This is a genomic window from Nitratireductor mangrovi (genome assembly GCF_007922615.2).
Taxonomy (GTDB): domain Bacteria; phylum Pseudomonadota; class Alphaproteobacteria; order Rhizobiales; family Rhizobiaceae; genus Mangrovimarina; species Mangrovimarina mangrovi.
On sequence record NZ_CP042301.2, the window covers coordinates 2,979,451 to 2,995,938 of the forward strand.

Annotated in this window: 12 protein-coding genes; 10 read left to right on the forward strand and 2 right to left on the reverse strand. The window is 61.3% G+C overall.

The genetic code is table 11. The features are described from left to right. Positions 1-33 precede the first annotated feature (33 nt). A complete protein-coding gene (locus FQ775_RS14535) occupies positions 34-945 on the reverse strand; it encodes a LysR family transcriptional regulator (protein ID WP_146301429.1) in 912 nt (303 codons plus the stop codon). Positions 946-1,104: 159 nt separating this feature from the next. On the opposite strand from FQ775_RS14535, the gene FQ775_RS14540 reads away from it, so the two are divergent. From FQ775_RS14540 to FQ775_RS14575, 8 genes are all read left to right on the forward strand, one after another. Next, positions 1,105-1,926: a 3-hydroxybutyrate dehydrogenase gene (locus FQ775_RS14540; protein WP_432420071.1), complete on the forward strand. Its 822-nt coding sequence runs from the start codon at positions 1,105-1,107 to the stop codon at positions 1,924-1,926. Positions 1,927-1,973: 47 nt separating this feature from the next. Continuing rightward, positions 1,974-3,059, forward strand: coding sequence for a patatin-like phospholipase family protein (locus tag FQ775_RS14545; protein WP_146302101.1), 1,086 nt, complete (start codon positions 1,974-1,976; stop codon positions 3,057-3,059). A 210-nt stretch (positions 3,060-3,269) separates the two neighbouring features. Then, positions 3,270-3,536: a BufA1 family periplasmic bufferin-type metallophore gene (locus FQ775_RS14550; RefSeq protein WP_146301431.1), complete on the forward strand. Its 267-nt coding sequence runs from the start codon at positions 3,270-3,272 to the stop codon at positions 3,534-3,536. 36 nt (positions 3,537-3,572) lie between these two features. Then, positions 3,573-4,586, forward strand: coding sequence for an MNIO family bufferin maturase (gene bufB / locus FQ775_RS14555; RefSeq protein WP_146301432.1), 1,014 nt, complete (start codon positions 3,573-3,575; stop codon positions 4,584-4,586). Next, entirely contained in the window at positions 4,573-5,388 is an 816-nt protein-coding gene (locus FQ775_RS14560; RefSeq protein ID WP_146301433.1) for an HvfC/BufC family peptide modification chaperone, read from the forward strand. Before bufB ends, FQ775_RS14560 begins: the two co-directional genes overlap by 14 nt. Next, entirely contained in the window at positions 5,372-5,845 is a 474-nt protein-coding gene (locus FQ775_RS14565; RefSeq protein WP_146301434.1) for a DoxX family protein, read from the forward strand. The genes FQ775_RS14560 and FQ775_RS14565 overlap by 17 nt, the downstream gene beginning before the upstream one ends. Positions 5,846-5,847: 2 nt before the next feature. Beyond that, complete coding sequence (locus FQ775_RS14570; RefSeq protein ID WP_146301435.1) at positions 5,848-7,176, forward strand: NAD(P)/FAD-dependent oxidoreductase; 1,329 nt, start codon at positions 5,848-5,850, stop codon at positions 7,174-7,176. 88 nt (positions 7,177-7,264) lie between these two features. Then, positions 7,265-9,016: an adenylate/guanylate cyclase domain-containing protein gene (locus FQ775_RS14575; protein ID WP_167812985.1), complete on the forward strand. Its 1,752-nt coding sequence runs from the start codon at positions 7,265-7,267 to the stop codon at positions 9,014-9,016. A 95-nt stretch (positions 9,017-9,111) separates the two neighbouring features. On the opposite strand, the gene FQ775_RS14580 is transcribed toward FQ775_RS14575, so the two are convergent. Continuing rightward, complete coding sequence (locus FQ775_RS14580; protein ID WP_167812987.1) at positions 9,112-14,598, reverse strand: DUF4011 domain-containing protein; 5,487 nt, start codon at positions 14,596-14,598, stop codon at positions 9,112-9,114. A 262-nt stretch (positions 14,599-14,860) separates the two neighbouring features. On the opposite strand from FQ775_RS14580, the gene FQ775_RS14585 reads away from it, so the two are divergent. Together FQ775_RS14585 and FQ775_RS14590 are read left to right on the forward strand one after the other, a co-directional pair. Further along, positions 14,861-15,526 carry an endonuclease/exonuclease/phosphatase family protein gene (locus tag FQ775_RS14585; protein WP_146299439.1) on the forward strand — a complete coding sequence of 222 codons (666 nt, stop codon included), beginning with the start codon at positions 14,861-14,863 and terminating at the stop codon, positions 15,524-15,526. A gap of 732 nt (positions 15,527-16,258) precedes the next feature. Next, positions 16,259-16,471 (forward strand): hypothetical protein, encoded by a 213-nt coding sequence (locus FQ775_RS14590; protein ID WP_146299440.1) that lies wholly within the window; start codon positions 16,259-16,261, stop codon positions 16,469-16,471. Positions 16,472-16,488 lie beyond the last annotated feature (17 nt).

Sequence of the window (16,488 nt, forward strand, 5' to 3'; positions counted from 1 at the left end):
TCGGGGCGCGGAGCGGCGGTCGTTCAACTTGGCTCAGGCAGCACTCTTGTGCGTCTCTGGCTGAGGGCTCGCCGGCCATCCATAGGCTTTCACGGCACCCACGAAAGCGGCGACCGCGGGCGAAAAGCGCCTGCCGGCCACCGTCACCAGGCACACCTCCCGCCACACCTCAGGGTCGACCACCGGGCGTGCGTGCAATCCTGGAATGACTGCGCTGAACTCGGGAATGAAACAGATGCCGAGCCCACCCGCGACCATGTTCTGGATCCAGTCTTCGCGTTCACTCTCATAGGAGATGCGTAGCGCTACACCGTGGTCGAGGCACAGGTTGGCCAGATGGTCGCGGTATTCGCAGTTGAGCCTGCGCAGGTAGTTTTCTCCGGCGACCTCGGCGACCGGGATGGCCGCCATCCCGCCAAAGCGGTGTCCGGACGGAAAGGCCAGCATGAAGCGCTCGCGGAACAGAGGTTTCACATCGAATCGCTCGGGAAACCCTTCACTGGTGCCCATCAGCGCGACGTCGATGTCACCTGCCTCGAGCAGCGTTGAAAGCTTGCCTGGAACGCCCTCTACAAGTTGCAGTTGAATTCCCTTGTGGCGCATGTGGAAGTCGGCGAGCAGGCCGGTGAAACGACGTGGTCCGATCGTGCACATCACGCCAACCTTGAGGCTCGCGTCTTCCAAGCAAAGGAACCGTGAAGCTTCCTGGCGAACACCGGTCAGTTCATCGAGGATCTGCTGGAACCGCGGCCGCAGCAAGGCACCCAGATCGGTGATGTGGCTGAGGTTGCGCTCACGACGAAACAGCAATCCGCCAACCTCATCCTCCAGTTGCTGGATCGCACGCGACAGGGCCGGCTGCGTGACGTTGCAGCGCTCAGCCGCGCGGGTGAAGTTGCGCGTTTCGCAGACGGCGAGAAAGTAGCGGATGTGGTGAATGTCCATGGCCCGATCCTCGCGCGCGGGAGCACCTTGAACCAATGCTATGCGGGTATGGAATTCATAGCATGGCGGCATTTTTCTGTTGAGCGGGATTTGGGCAGTGTCTTTGGCAATCGGCCGCTCTGGGTGGCCACAGCATTACGGAGACAGAACATGCTCAAGATGCCGAAGACCGCGCTGGCCCCGGACACCGGGCGCCGACCGCTTGAGGGACGCAGTGCGATCGTCACCGGGTCTACGAGCGGGATCGGGCTCGGAATTGCCGAAGCTCTGGCCCGTGCCGGCGCGGCTGTCATGCTCAACGGTTTCGGCAATCCCGCCGAGATTGAGGACAACCGCGGCGCGATGGCTGAGGAGAACGACGTCGACATCGCCTATGACGGTGCCGACATGTCTGACCCAGACGCCATCCGGCTGATGGTCGATCGTGCCGTCATGCGCTTCGGCCAGGTCGACATCGTGGTCAACAATGCAGGCATCCAGCATGTCGCGCCGATCGCCGAATTCCCGCCGGAGAAGTGGGACGCGGTCCTTGCGATCAACCTTTCGTCCGCGTTCCATCTGATCCAGGCGACGTTCGAGCCTATGCGCAAGCGCGGCTTCGGCCGTATCGTCAACATCTCGTCTGCGCATGGGCTGATCGCCTCGCCCTTCAAGGCCGCCTACGTGGCCGCCAAGCACGGTGTCATCGGCCTAACCAAGGTGGTCGCCCTGGAGGGCGCGGAGGATGGCGTGACCTGCAATGCCATATGCCCCGGCTATGTGTGGACCCCGCTGGTCGAGCGCCAGATCGATGACCAGGCGACGTCACACAATATCGCTCGCGATTCCGTCATCCGCGACGTCTTCCTGAAGAACCAGCCGACCCGCCGCTTTGCCACGGTGGAAGAGATGGGAGCGCTTACGGTATTCCTGTGCAGCGACTGTGCGGCATCGATCACCGGGACGGCGCTGCCGGTGGACGGCGGCTGGACCGCCCACTGAACATCCGTCCGGGACATCGCTCACCACCCGGGGCGGGAGGAAATCACATGAATTCGCATGCCAAAGTCACCCGGCTTTCAGAAGCCCTTCCTGCACCGTCCGCAACCCCGGTAGTGCGCGAACCCAGGACCGTCAACCTTGCCCTTCAAGGGGGCGGTGCGCACGGCGCGTTCACCTGGGGCGTCCTCGACCGGCTGCTCGATGAGAAAAACCTCTCGTTTGAAGGCGTCGTCGCAACCAGTGCCGGTGCGATGAACGCGGCCGTGCTCGCCTACGGGTTGGCCGAGGGAGGTCGGACCGGGGCGCAAAAGGCGCTCACGAACTTCTGGCGCCGCGTAAGTCACGCGGCCATGTTCAGTCCGCTGCAACCAAGCCTCTTAGACAGGGCAACCGGCTCCCGCGCGCTTGAAAACTCGCCGGCGTTCCTGGCTTTCGACCTAGTCACGCGGCTGATGTCGCCATACCAATTCAATCCTCTGAACCTGAACCCGTTGCGAAGGGTGCTCGAACAGTCGATCGACGTCGACGCCATTCGCGCTGCCCGTTGCCCGATCAGGCTCCACATCTGCGCGACCAATGTTCGAAGCGGCAAGGTCAAGGTCTTCGGCAATGACGAACTGTCCATCGATGCGATCATGGCGTCCGCATGCCTGCCGTTCCTGTTCCAGGCCGTCGAAATCGACGGCGAGGCCTATTGGGATGGCGGCTATATGGGCAACCCGGCCATCTTCCCGCTGATCTATTCCTGCGCGGCACCAGACGTTCTAATCGTCCACATCAATCCGATCGAACGCGAGGATGTGCCACGGACCGCCACCGAGATACTCAACAGGATCAACGAAATCAGCTTCAATTCATCGCTCCTGCGAGAAATGCGCGCCATCGCGTTCGTAACAAAGCTGATCGATATGGACGCCGCCGGCACCCTCGATCTGAAGCGCGTCTTCGTTCACGGCATCTCGGACGATGAAGCCATGCGCAAGCTTTCCGTCTCCAGCAAGCTCAACGCCGACTGGGAGGCGCTCACAGACTTGCGGGACCGTGGCCGCGAGCGCGCCGACGAGTGGTTGCGCGCCCATCATGACAGCATCGGCCGACAATCCACCGTCGATATCGCCGCCCGCTACCTGTGAAGTCCGCCTGCATCCTCCCTCTCCCGCCGCAGGCGCACCTGACCCTCCGAAGTCCCGCTCCGGAGGGTCTTTTTTGTCACCGGCAGCGCATAGGGGGCACCTATCGAAACCATGCGGAAGCGGCATTTCAGATCAGTGAAGCAATCGCCGATCTTGTTCCGGACGGACCTCTGAGGTCCGCGACTTCATCCAACCGAGACGGAGAATACCATGATCAACACCAAGACCCTGATCGGCACCGCGTTTGCTGCGGCCGCCGCGCTCTCTACGGCTGCGGCACAGACCCCTGCGGAGCAGCCCAACTTTGCGTTCGAGAAATGCTACGGTGTCGTCAAGGCTGGCCAGAACGACTGCCAGACCGCGACCCACTCCTGTGCCGGCACTTCAACCGTCGACAACCAGTCGGACGCTTGGGTCTACGTGCCCGCCGGCACCTGCGCAAAGCTCGCCGGCGGCAGCAATCAGCCCAAAGCGTAACCGCCATCTTCGAGCCATCCCGCGGAGGAGGCCCGCATGCCGAGACAGTTCCACCCTCTCCCGATCCCCGCAGCTGCCGGCATAGGCCTTCGCGCGCCCCACATCGGCGACATGCTGAAATGGCGGCCCGCCGCGGGGTGGCTCGAGGTCCACGCCGAAAATTACATGGGCGACGGTTCTGCGGTCGCCAACCTTGAGACGCTGCGCCAGTCCTATCCGCTTTCCGTCCATGGAGTCGGGCTGTCGCTCGGCAGCGCCGATGGGATCGACCGCGATCATCTTGCCCGACTGGTTCGCCTGTGTGATCGCCTTCAGCCAGACCTTGTCTCGGAACACCTCGCCTGGTCCGTGGCCGACGGTGCCTTTCTGAACGATCTCCTGCCGCTTCGGTACGACGATGAAGCCTTGGCGCTCGTCGTGCGGAACGTCGACCAGGTTCAAAGCGCCCTCGGTCGCCCATTGCTTATCGAAAATCTCTCCGCCTACATCGCGCTTGAGGGCGCCTCCATGAGTGAGGCCGAATTCCTCGCGCAGCTTGTCTCCCGCACCGGGTGCGGCCTGCTTCTCGACGTGAACAACGTCTACGTCTCCGCGCACAACCTCGGCTTCGACGCAGATGAGTTCATTGCCGGCCTGCCGGGCGCTGCCGTGGGTGAGATCCACCTCGCCGGTCACGCCGCCAACGACACGGATTTCGGGCCGGTCCTCATCGACGACCACGGATCTCGGGTGCCCCCAGCAGTCTGGACCCTCTATGCGCGGGTGATCGAACGGATCGGCCGGCGCCCGACCTTGATCGAATGGGACAGCGATCTCCCCAGCCTCGACGTGCTCCTCGGGGAGGCCATGTGGGCTGACCTGATAATGGGTGCCCTGGCCCGTGACGGTGCCGGCAGTGCTTCAGGCGCCGGCGGACAGTTGGGACCGGTCACGGCCGACCAATGCGCTGCGCCCGTTCGGCTCCCAGTCCTGAAGGCGTTTCATCTGGTCAGGCCGGCGGCATCGCTTGCGAATTATCCTGAGAGGAGAAACCGCCGTGCTGTCGCTTGAAGCCTTGCAGCGCCGAATTGCTCGATCTGTCCTTGACGGCAATGTGATGGGGCTGTCTGCCCTGGTATCGGCGGGACGCGCCGATGCCTATTCACGACTGCGCATTTATCGCAACAACACAATCTCCTCATTGACCACAACCCTTATGGCCGTGTTCCCGGTCACCGCACGACTCGTCGACGAGCGCTATTTCCGCTACGCGGCAGCGGCGTTCATTCGCCGGCACCCACCCGGCGAACCACGGCTCGTCCGCCACGGTGAGCGTTTTCCGTGTTTCCTGCGTTCCTTCGACGGACTGACGCAGATGCCTTTCGTCGCTGAGACCGCCCGGCTCGAATGGTTCATTGCGGAGGCACTCGACGCCCCTGCGCAGCCATCCTGCCCGTTGTCTGCAATCGCTACCGCGATGGATGCCGCTGCGCCGGAACTTCAATTGCAGCCGTCACTGAGGCTGTTCGTTGCCAATCGGCCAGCCTTGTCGATCTGGACGGCACATCAGAAGCCGGACGACTTTGACGGGTCTGTCCTCGCCCGCACCCACAGCGAGCGGATCTGCTTGTGGCGCGAGGGCGAGATCGTCCGGTTCCGACTACACGATGCCGCTGAGTTCGCCTTTCGTCATGCGCTTGCCAACGGACAGGGCCTGAACCGTGCTGCAACACGCGCCCTGACCCACGATCCGCGTTTCGATCTCGGCAGCGCAATCCTGCGCCTGTTCCAAGACGGCCTCGTCACGGCCGTGACTGAAGAAGATGACGGCCAACCAACAACAGGAGACCTCCATCATGACCGCGATGACTGACCTTCGCGTCGCAAGCGGCAACGGGCTCGCCAGCAGGGTGCGCCAGATTCTCAAGCTGCCCGAGCACATTCCTTTCTCCCTCGTGCAGCTTTCAGCTCGGCTTGCGGTGGCACATGTCTTCTGGAAATCGGCACAGACAAAGCTGGCTTCCTGGCAGGTGACCCAGCAGCTGTTCACCTACGAATACAACCTGCCACTTCTGGACCCGAATACAGCCGCCATTCTCGGAACCGCGGCAGAACTGGGCGGGTCGGTCATGATTGCGGTCGGCGTCTTGGCTCGTCTTGGTGCAGCCATGCTGATCGGCGTTGTCGCGGTGATCCAGCTCTTCGTCTTCCCACAAAGTTGGGGAGAGCATTTCCTCTGGTTCGCGCTACTTCTCTTTGTTCTCGCGCGCGGTGCCGGCGCCTTCTCGCTCGATCATGTCGCCGAGCAGGCCTATCGCTTGAGGAACTGATCATGTGGCGCGAACATTCCGAAGTTGCGCCGGAGGCGCTGTCGCGGGTACCCGCCGCCCGCGCCGACAGGGCACCAAAACGCCCGCGGGTGGTCATCCTTGGAGCCGGATTTGCCGGTCTCAATGCCGCGATCGGTCTGCGAAACGCGCCGGTCGACATCGCCGTGATCGACCAGCGCAACCACCACCTGTTCCAGCCGCTTCTCTACCAGGTGGCGACCGCTGGCCTGTCGCCGGCGCAGATAGCGACTCCGATCCGCCGCATCCTCGCCAAGCAACGCAATGCAACCGTCTACATGGAAACCGTGAAGGCGGTCGATCCTTCGGCCAGGACGGTGACCACCTGTTCACGCACTCTAGGCTGGGACTACCTCATCCTCGCGACCGGCGCTCGCCATGCCTATTTCGGGCACGATGAATGGGAGGCGTTCGCCCCGGGGCTGAAGACCGTCGGCGACGCAACGGCGATTAGGGCCCGCATCCTCACCGCGTTTGAGAAAGCGGAAGCATCCGACAGCGAAACGGAGCGGGCCCGGCTGCTGACCTTCGCCGTCGTCGGCGCCGGCCCTACGGGCGTCGAGATGGCCGGGGCGATCGCGGAATTGGCCCGCAAGGCGATCGCGGCCGATTTCCGCAACATCGATGCTACGTCGGCAAAGGTCGTCCTGCTCGAAGCCGGCCCGCGCGTCCTGCCGTCCTTTCCGCCAGACCTTTCCGAAAAGGCTCGACGACAATTATTCGGCCTCGGGGTTGAAGTCAGAGTGTCCGAAGCCGTCGCCGGATGCGACGCCGACGGGGTGACGCTTCAGTCCGGCGAACGCATTCCGGCCGCGACCATCATCTGGGGCGCCGGTGTTGTTGCGTCCGCGGCGGCCACGTGGATCAGTGCGCACTCCGACCGGGCCGGACGGGTCATGGTGGCTGGCGACCTCAGCGTGCCTGGCCATCTCGACATCTACGCCATCGGCGATACGGCCAATGCGCGAGGCCCCGACGGCCGGCCTGTGCCGGGCGTGGCCCCGGCGGCCAAGCAGATGGGGCGCTACGTGGCCCGCCACATCGCCGCTCGCCTGCGCGGGCGTTCACTGCCCGCTTTCGCGTACCGGGACCTCGGCAACCTCGCCACGATCGGGCGCAAGGCGGCAGTCGCCGATTTCGGTCGTGCACGGTTTTCTGGCTTCCCCGCATGGCTGGTCTGGAGTTTCGCACATCTGTGGTTCCTGGTCGGCTTCCGCAACCGCATGATCGTCTTTCTCGACTGGGCCTGGGCCTATGCAACCTTCGACCGCAGCGCGCGGCTTATCACTGACCAGCCCGACGCTCGGCGCTGAGTTAGGTGCTGCAACGGCGCTCACCCGCGTAGGCCTGCCTCGTGTGGGGCTTGGTCGGGCTGTAACACTGCTTCTCCTGCTCGCCGTCATGTCAACGGCCCTGTTTGTGCATCTTCTCTGGCGGCAAGCCGCTGCCCGAAATGTCGACACCATAGTCGCAACCCTGGAAGTCAGCAGTGTCGCCGCGGTGCGTCGCGATCTCGAAAGCACCTTCGCCGGCGCCGAGGCGACCACCGAGATCGTCCGCTCGATGCTGTTCCAGGGGGCGCTGAGTGCCGAGGAAGAGGCGCGTCGTGAGCATGTGTTCCTGTCGCTACTGCGATCCGAGCACCGGGTCGGCTGGATCGGCTTCGGGTTCCCGGACGGGCGGTTCTTCGGCGCACGATCGCATGACGGCGGCGTTGAAATGATAGAGATCGGAACTGCAAGGTCCGGCCTGCCGAGGTCGCTGCGACGCGACCTCTACCGGATAGTCCCGGGCGACGTCATGTTCGTGCGACGGCAGAAGGGCGAAAGCGCCTATGTGTCCGAGGGTTCGCCGTGGTATCGGCACGGCCTCGCGGCGAAGCAAACATCCTGGAGCATGGCCGACATCCTGCCCGCCGGATTCGAACCATCCGTCGTTGTTTCGCGACGGGTCGAGGTTTACGGGGAGTTTGCCGGCGTTGTGATGGTGGCGGTGCCGCTCGAGAGACTGTCCGCCGACTTGCAGCGACTCTCGCTGGCCCAGATGGGGGAGGTCTTTCTGCTCGGAAGCGACGATACCGTGCTCGCTTCATCCGTGCCCACTGGCACACTTCGCGCTTCCCGATTGAGAGACTATCCGCCTGGTCAACTGACCTCGGCGGTGATCGCATCACTGTTCGACCACGGTCAGATGGCATTCCGAACAATCACGGCGGGCTCGTCGCCTGTGCATGTCTCGGCCATGCCGCTGCCCTTCGGTAAATGGCGTCTGGCAACCGCTATCCCGCGTTCCGCCTTTACGGCTGAGATAGACCGAAGCACGCGTGTGGTCTTTGCGACGGTGATTGCGCTGTCGCTGACCGCCGCCGCAAGCGCCGCGGTCTTCGCCAACTTGCTCTTCTCGCGCCCCGTCGCGGTGCTTGTTGAAGAGTTGCGCAAGGTCGAGCGGTTCGCGTTCGAGCGTATCCGACATCGCCCGACATTTCTTGCCGAACTGAACGACCTCTCGCTGGCGCTGCGCAACATGGCCGCCGGCCTTTCGGCGTTCTCGCGCTATATGCCGCTCGACATCGTCCGCCCGCTCGTCGACGGGGGCCTAGAGCCGAGACCCGGAGGAACCTGGCGTGAGGTCACCGTCATGTTCGCCGACCTTCCGGGCTTCACCGAACTTGCGCAGCGGCTGGGTCCCGACGTCGAGCCCTATCTGACCCAGTTCCTGACCATCGCCACCGAGGCTGTCCACCGCGAGGGCGGGATCGTGGACAAGTTCATCGGCGACGCGGTGATGGCGATCTGGAACGCGCCCGGCGAGGTTCCCGACCACGCCCTGCGCGCCTGCCGGGCTGCCGTGGCGATACGCGAACGATTACCCCGGCCCGAAGGCGACGGTGCGCCGCGGGTCAGGATCGGTATCCACACGGGGGTGGCGCTGATCGGCAACATCGGTTCGGCCGAGCGACTGAGCTATACGGCCATCGGCGACACGGTCAATCTGGCCAGCCGGCTGGTCGCGACGGCCAAGGAGTTCGGCACCGAGATCGTTGCGAGCGCGGCGACCGCCGAACGCATCGGCTCCTCATTGCCCACACATCTCTTAGGCAATGCTAAGGTTCGCGGGAGAAACGACGTTGTCGTCGTTTTCGAGGTCGGCTAGCGGGGCGAGATAACTCCTTTCGGGCCGAGTTCAAATCTCACTCGAGCGCGGGGCGCGCACCTATCCGCCCATAAGCCGGAGCACGGAACGCCGCTCTACAACGTCGCCTTCGCCTTGATTACTTTCTCTATGACGGCCGAGCGAAGATAGCTGCCGTTGAGCACCTCTATCTCGTCCCCCTCCTGGGCATCGAGAACGGCTTCCGCCAACGGCATGGCATGCCCAACAAGCCCCCTTTCGGGGTCGTTACCGTGCTTGGATATCGTTACCTGAATAACGTCCTGGCCGTGGGTAAGGTAGCGCAAGCGCACCGTATCGCCGATCTCTATTCGGTCGGATTGCTCAACGAGAGGTTCGGCAACCGGCTTCGTTGGCGACAGGTCGAAGCGCTGCTGAATTGCTCTCTTGGTGCGGGCCGGCTCAGGCGGTGGCGTCAGCTCAAATTCTACCTCTGCCTTGCCGGCAGGCTGGTCGCGGTCCAGGCCGCCAATTTCGGGCTTACCCGCTAACTCGATCGTTGTTGACCTCAGCTCTTCGAGCCGGTTCGCTATCGACTGCCGCAAGACTGTTGCTTCACGGCGAGGATCCGCAAACCAGTCGGTGGACCATATGCGAACCAGTTTCCAACCCAGTTGCTCCAGCACTTCCTGCCGCAACCGATCACGATCGCGAGCAGAGCGTGACGAATGGTAGGCCGCTCCATCACATTCAACGCCCAGCAGGTAGCCATGCGGCCAGTCCGGATGCTTGACGCCAATGTCGATGAAATAGCCCGCTACACCGACCTGTGCTACGGGCTCGCAGCCCATCGACCTTATCTGTTCAATGACATGCCTTTCAAAATCAGAATCCGGCTCGCGGTCCGTGATGTCACCGCTTTCGAGGATGCCTGTCGCGCTGTATTCAAGCCAACGCTTCAACATCCAGGCACCCTTGTTTCCGTTCTCTTCGGCACGGATGTCCGCCGAGGACATGGATGAGAACGTGACGATGCGCAATTTGGCCCGCGAGAAGAGAACATTAAGCCGTCGTTGTCCGGCAATCCCGTTGATGGGACCAAATCGCTGCGCCACGGCATCGCCCGGCTTTCCAGGGCCGTATACGGTAGAGATGAAAATGACGTCGCGCTCATCGCCCTGAACGTTTTCGAGGTTCTTGATGAAAAAACTCTCGAGTCCGTCGCGATTCTCTTCCCACTGCTCGACATAGCGGCGGACGTGGGCATGCTCCGGCAGGAAGTCGTTGTCGAACAGCTCCCTTAGGTGATCGGCCTGTTGCTTGTTGACAGCCACGACCCCGAGTGAACGGTCGGGATGCTCGCGCATGAAGCGAACCACGGCTTCCATTACCGCCTGCGCCTCGTCGGCATTCAGGCCAGATTTGTAACTTCCACCGACCTGTTGCAGGGAAACGCCCATGTCCGCCCGAATCTCATCTGGTGATGGGAAGACGATTAGATCGTCGTCGTAGATAAGCCGGTTGGAGAACTTGATGAGGCCCGAATGCTGCGATCGGTAGTGCCAACGCAGTCGCCGCGCAGGACGATATGTGCTCTTCGCCATTTCGAGCACGGATTCCTGCAGAACCGTCTCCTTTTCGTCGTCGTCAACTTCGTCGTCGAGCATCTTTTGAAAGAAACTTGTCGGCGGCAGCTGGTTGGTATCACCGACGATCATCGTCTGGCTGCTGCGAAACAAAGCCCCGATGGCGTCTTCCGGAGGCATCTGCGACGCCTCGTCAATAATGCACAGGTCAAATTGCACCTTGCCCTTAGGAACGAATTGGGCAACGGCTTGCGGCGACATCATCCAGCATGGCTTCAATTCGAGCACCGCGTCAGCCGCTCGACGAACCAGATCACGCACCGATATGAACCGCTTCTTCTTCTCAATCTCGGACCAGATCAAGGCCATGTCGGTGTAGTCCGCCTTGCGACCGACACCGTTGCCGGGTGGTGGATCTGCGGCGTCATAGAGTTCGGCACGCAACTTGTCTCGCGAAAGGGCGATAAGCTGTCTGTCCAGTTCCGCCAGACGGCGGCGGAGTTCAGAGAGCTTCTCTCCTGTGTAGCCGCTCAATGCTTCGCCATGCTGGTCATACACCCGGCTCGCCAGAAAGCGCGCTACCACTGCGTCCACTATTTCGGCAGTCGACCGATCGAGTTCACGGCTTAGCTGCCGCTCCGCAATCCACCCAAAGCCGTCTCTTTCAACAGCAGTCCTCGCTCTTCTCACGTCGGAATGCGCCAAGAGACCAGTGCGATCCACGGACGCACCGGAAAGCCAGCTTTCCAGATCGACTGGCTTTCCCATTAGTTCCTCAAGGTCGACCCCGGTTTTTTGCGTGACATCGGCGACGGTTCGGTCCAGCGCCTTCAATTCCTCGACGAGATCGCCAAGAGCTTGTCCAATGGGAGGCAAGTTCCCAGACGACGCAGCAGCACGGAGAGCTTCGGCGAGTTGGCGATCGCCACCCACGACCTCCTTGAGCGCAATCCACCGCTCAAGAGTCGAAAACGTCGAATTGCCCACGCCATTGTCGGACTGGATCCCGAGGATATGACAATCTGCCGAAATCGCCTCTCGGTGCTCTTTAAGGGCGCCAAGGTCGGCGAGCAGTCTCTCCATGTCGCGCACCGCCATCGAAGCGGGGTTGCAGAATGCGGCAGCTACGGACCTCAACTCCTCAAGAACCTTGCCCGACTCGTCGACTTTGGCCTGCTCGCGATCCATTATCTGATCGAGGTCTGATGGCGTTATGTCTTGGTCGAGACTGCCGACGTCTGGGAGCGACAGAAGCAGTTCCGTATCTGCTGTCTTGATGAACGCCCGGATCCGCTGATGCTCCGGCCCCGGAAAGGAGGCGTCCACATTCTCAAGGAAGGCTACGAGCTTCTCATATTGAACGAAGTCGGTGCTCAGGCCACTAAAATTGAGCCCAAACAAATCTTTGCACCGGCTATCGTTCTTGAAGTCAGACTCACGGTCGACGAAGTCAGCTAGCGACGTCAATTCGCGTATCGACTGTTCCTTATCAAACCGATTGTTCCGCGAAGTTTCCATGTAGAACTTCTTGGCAGACTTGGCGTCCGTCGACAAAAACGAGAGGGCACCCATGCCCTTGATCGCCGCCAGCGCTCCCCGGACAGTCTCTCTTGACACCGTCCCTTCTAGAAAGAACATCGTCGACAGCTTGTCCTTGTCGTCGGCAAGTTCCTTGCCGCGCGCTACAAGGGCCTTCAATGCCGGAAGGGCAGCGGGCGATGCGAGTTCATCGGTTCTCAGGTGCAAGACATCGCGCCCTGCGCCGGTCACGAGCTTCCGCGCGACGTGGAACATCCGCAACGTCCAGCCGGCCGATTCCGCGCAATGCTCCTGAAACTCGGCAATGCGACGCCTCACACTCGAAACCGCCTGCAGCGTGCGCGCAACCTTTTCTGTCTTGCCGGCCAGAGCGGCAGGGTCCGGGCTTGCCAACCCATGCAGCTGACAGATCTCAAGGGCTCGCTCGACGGCATCTCTAGCGTGCAAATCGACAAGCTGTGCAGAAATACGGCCCGTCAGCTCAGCCATATTCTCCGCAGAAGCCGTGATCCGCCGCATCGGCTCGATGTCGTCGACCGCAATAAGGTGCGCCCACTCTTCAAGCTGATCCAAATCGACGGCCGTCAGGAAATCCTTGATCGCTACCGCGTGGTCTCTCTGCTGGGCAAGGGATTCCGGGAGACCGATACCGAACTCCTGGCATCTCTTCCTGCACTGACCTGCCCGCGCAGCCCGTGAGGCAGCCCCTCTCGTTATCTCCAGGATCTCGTCAGCTTCGATCGGCGTAAGGGATACGAGGTGCGTTCCCCGCCAGAAGTCTGGCGTTGTCGACGCAGTTGCGAGGGCAGCGTCGAACGCACGCGCGCGGTCAAGGATTCCCTGTAGGGTGGCATCGTCATATTCACCATGCGGGACCAGTGAAAGCTCGCGAATTTCTCTCGACAGGTCCGCAACAGCGGGGCCGGTTGCTATCGCCTTGCCTAGTATCTCGAATACCGTGCGGCCTGTTCCGGCAAATATCGACGACAATATCTCGACATACTCGCCAAGCTTGGCGCGCGTTTCTCGAAGCCGCTGATGCTTGGTATCGAAATCTCGTGGCCGCTGAGCGCGCCCCATCGTCAGCCGGTCGCGGAGCGAGGCGACAACGTCCTTTCGGCTTGAGCGGCTTGCCTGAAGCGGCAGGATGAATTCGCCAAGCCCGACCGTCTCCAAGCGAGACCGGACGACATCGAGTGCTGCCAGCTTCTCGGCCACGAAAAGGACCTTCTTGCCATCGGCGAGCGCGGAAGCAATTACGTTGACGATGGTCTGCGACTTGCCCGTCCCAGGAGGTCCCTCCACCGCGATATTTTTTCCGGACGCTACATCGAGGATGGTGCTGACCTGCGATGTATCCGCGTCCATAACCATGAGAGGCGACCGGCCCTCATCATCGGCAGCGTCGACATCATGGTCCTTGGCATAGGGGGACAAGCCCGATGTTTGGGTCCCGGCCATGATGGCTCGGACGATGTCATTGTTTGCGAAATCCGCGGCGGTTGTATCGAGGTCATGATACATCGCGATCCTGGCCGACGGGAAAATGCCGAACACGACCTGCCGCCGCACTTTCCATGTTGGGATGTCCGGCTTGAGCTTGTCGATCAGCTCGAAATATTCCTCTGTCGAGCCGCCGTCGTAGTCGGGGAGCTTCAGTCCGAAGTCACGCTTCAAACGTTCTGCCAGGACGCCATTGGACTCCGCATTCTCGCCGGCACCGACGACGTTGAATTTGGCCCCACGAGGCGTCTTCTGCGACTTAAGGACCACGGGAAGCACGATGAGAGGCGAAAGGTTGTTGTCTCGGCCATTGGGGTCCGACCACTCAAGGAAACCGAACGCGGCTTGGACGACATTGACGCCCGTCTCCTGCTGCCACGTATTGCCTTTGGAGATGATCGAATTCAGCCGTCGTTCAAGGTCACGTGGGAGCTGCAGTGTCTGGATTTCATCGTCCGTGTGCCGGCCGTCCTCCCGTTCATCGTCAGGATCGGGAAGATCAAATGCCGGCGTGATGCCGTGTGCGCGCGCATGTGTCGCAAGACTGGCAATATCCTTGCTCGTTGGACGCGGCGGCAAGCCGGCCAGTTCCCGCACTCGGTCCTTCAGGGCGCGTTCGAGATTGCGTGACTTGTCGAGATAGTCAGTGCCGTTCGGGTCGAGCTTGTCCAGTGAAGCCCGATAGATTTCGTCGGTCGCACGCGCCACCGAGACCGCGTCCAGGAAGTCTCGCGTCTGTTCGTCCGGGGGATCTTCTTCCAACGGCGGCAAAGGCGCGAAGTGCATCGCCCGGCTTTCAGACAGACGGAAGAAGAGCACATCAGGCAGTTCGTCGACCACGCGAACATAGGAGTTGCTCGCGTGAGACAGGCGAACGCGGATCAACGGGTTCCGCGCCGTCAGATCGAGCAGGCGCAGCCGGAGATCTTCGATCTTCTCGTTGACCAACTGCGAGATTTCGCCGAACTTGTCGACGGCATCCTCAGGTGTCGCCATTACGAGACTCTTCCCCATTCATCTCCAGCACCAATTCCCGCTTGAGCCGCTCCACAGCTGTCTTGGCCACCACCTAGGGTTCCTGTCCTGGACAGGCACCACTCCATGGCGAGATTAACGTTTCAGCATAGCGCCAGCAAGAATCCTCGGGTGCGTGCCAAGGCTGAGAGCAATCTCATTGGTGCCAAGACATGCGAGACCTCTTCGCCTATGCAATTGCCAGCCTCTTCCCTTCACGCGACCCGAACGAGACTGGCAACCAATGACGCCGTCAGTCAAAACGCAGATCCGACTCATCACCTGGAACTGCGCCGGCAACTTCCAGCGCAAGTCCGCCATCATCGCGGGAATGAGGCCGGATGTGGTGCTCATTTCGGAGGCAGAGGAAGATGCTGCCGACGCGCTGCCAGATACGAGCGGCGGCTTCTGGATAGGAACCGGTCGCCGCGGCCTAGCCGTTGTGGCGCTGAACGGCTGGTGCATCGAACCTGCAGAGGTCCAAATCGCCGAGCGGCTGTTCTTGCCGGTCAGGCTGTCGCGGGGTGACCTGAAGCTGCACGTTGTGGGCACGTGCGTGAAGAAGACGACTGACTATGTAGGCCCGACACTCAGCGCCCTAGAACAGCTGGGCGGCTTCCTCCGGGCTGGACCTGGAATCGTGGCCGGTGACTTCAACCAGTCCGTCGCATTAGACGAGCGCCGGACGTCCGGGCGCCGATTTGCGCGCGTAATCGAGCGACTTGATGAACTCCGGTTTCGTAGCGCCTGGCATTATTTCAAGGATGAACAGATGGGCGCCGAATCCAAGCCGACGCTCTTTGGCGATGGCAAGATACGCCGAAGAGCCATTTCCATATCGACTACGCCTTCGTCTCACGAGACATCGCGATCAGTTCGGCTACAGTCGGCGACTATCGCACATACGTAGAGGCCAGGCTAAGCGATCACGTGCCGCTCTTGGTTGATGTCTCAATCTGAGCGGCATGTTTCCCAGCATTTTTTCAGTTGGCCATTGATAATCAGTCAATACTGACGTATGTTTGCTGCGCCTATCCTCAAGAAAAAGACCGGCCGCGGAGATGATCGCACGGCCGGTCAAATTCGGTTCGCTATGTCGAAATTATACCCTACCAGCAGTCCGCCGTCCAACGACGATTACGCCGATCTGACCGACGAGCAGTATGCAATCCTCGAACAACTTGCGGAGGAATCACGCGCGGCGCAAGAGCAAAAACGCGCCCGCGAAACTGATCAATTTTCCGATTGCCGCGCATCGCCAACAAAGCCCGTCGAAATAACATCCCGCGATCAGGAACGACGTCGCAGGTCACGCAGACCTCGCAAATCAAGGGAAAGAGACAGGCGTGCATCCAGTCGACTCGACGTCATAGCCCCACCTTCAGACTCTAGCGTCAGCGCCCCTTAGTAAAAAACACCCTACACGCTCCGCTCCGACCACGTTGAGACTGATCTAGGTATCCTTTCCAAGCGGGGAAAAGCCGCTGCACGCGACACACGGGCCCTCCCAGCGTGGCGCTATGCGAGCGAGCATCTCAAGATGGAAGTTTGCACGAGAGCTGTGCCTGATGCTGGCTACGAAGCTTTCTCCTTGAATCTCGGGCGTGACATTGAACGGGAGGCTAGATGCCAAGGCGATGGCGTGAAGTCGTATCTGCAGCAACGTATCACCCGTGCCTTGAAAGCCCGATTCGGCGCGCGCAAGATCCCTTTTGCTTTCGTGTTGGAACTGACCAAAGCTGGTCGACTGCATCTCCACGGCGTTATCCACGTGCCTGAAGGAGAGCGGAGCGAACTCAACAGTGCGCTGAGATGCGCAGGCGGCAAATGGGATGCATGGCTGCCAGAAAAGTAAGCCGATATTCGTGAGCT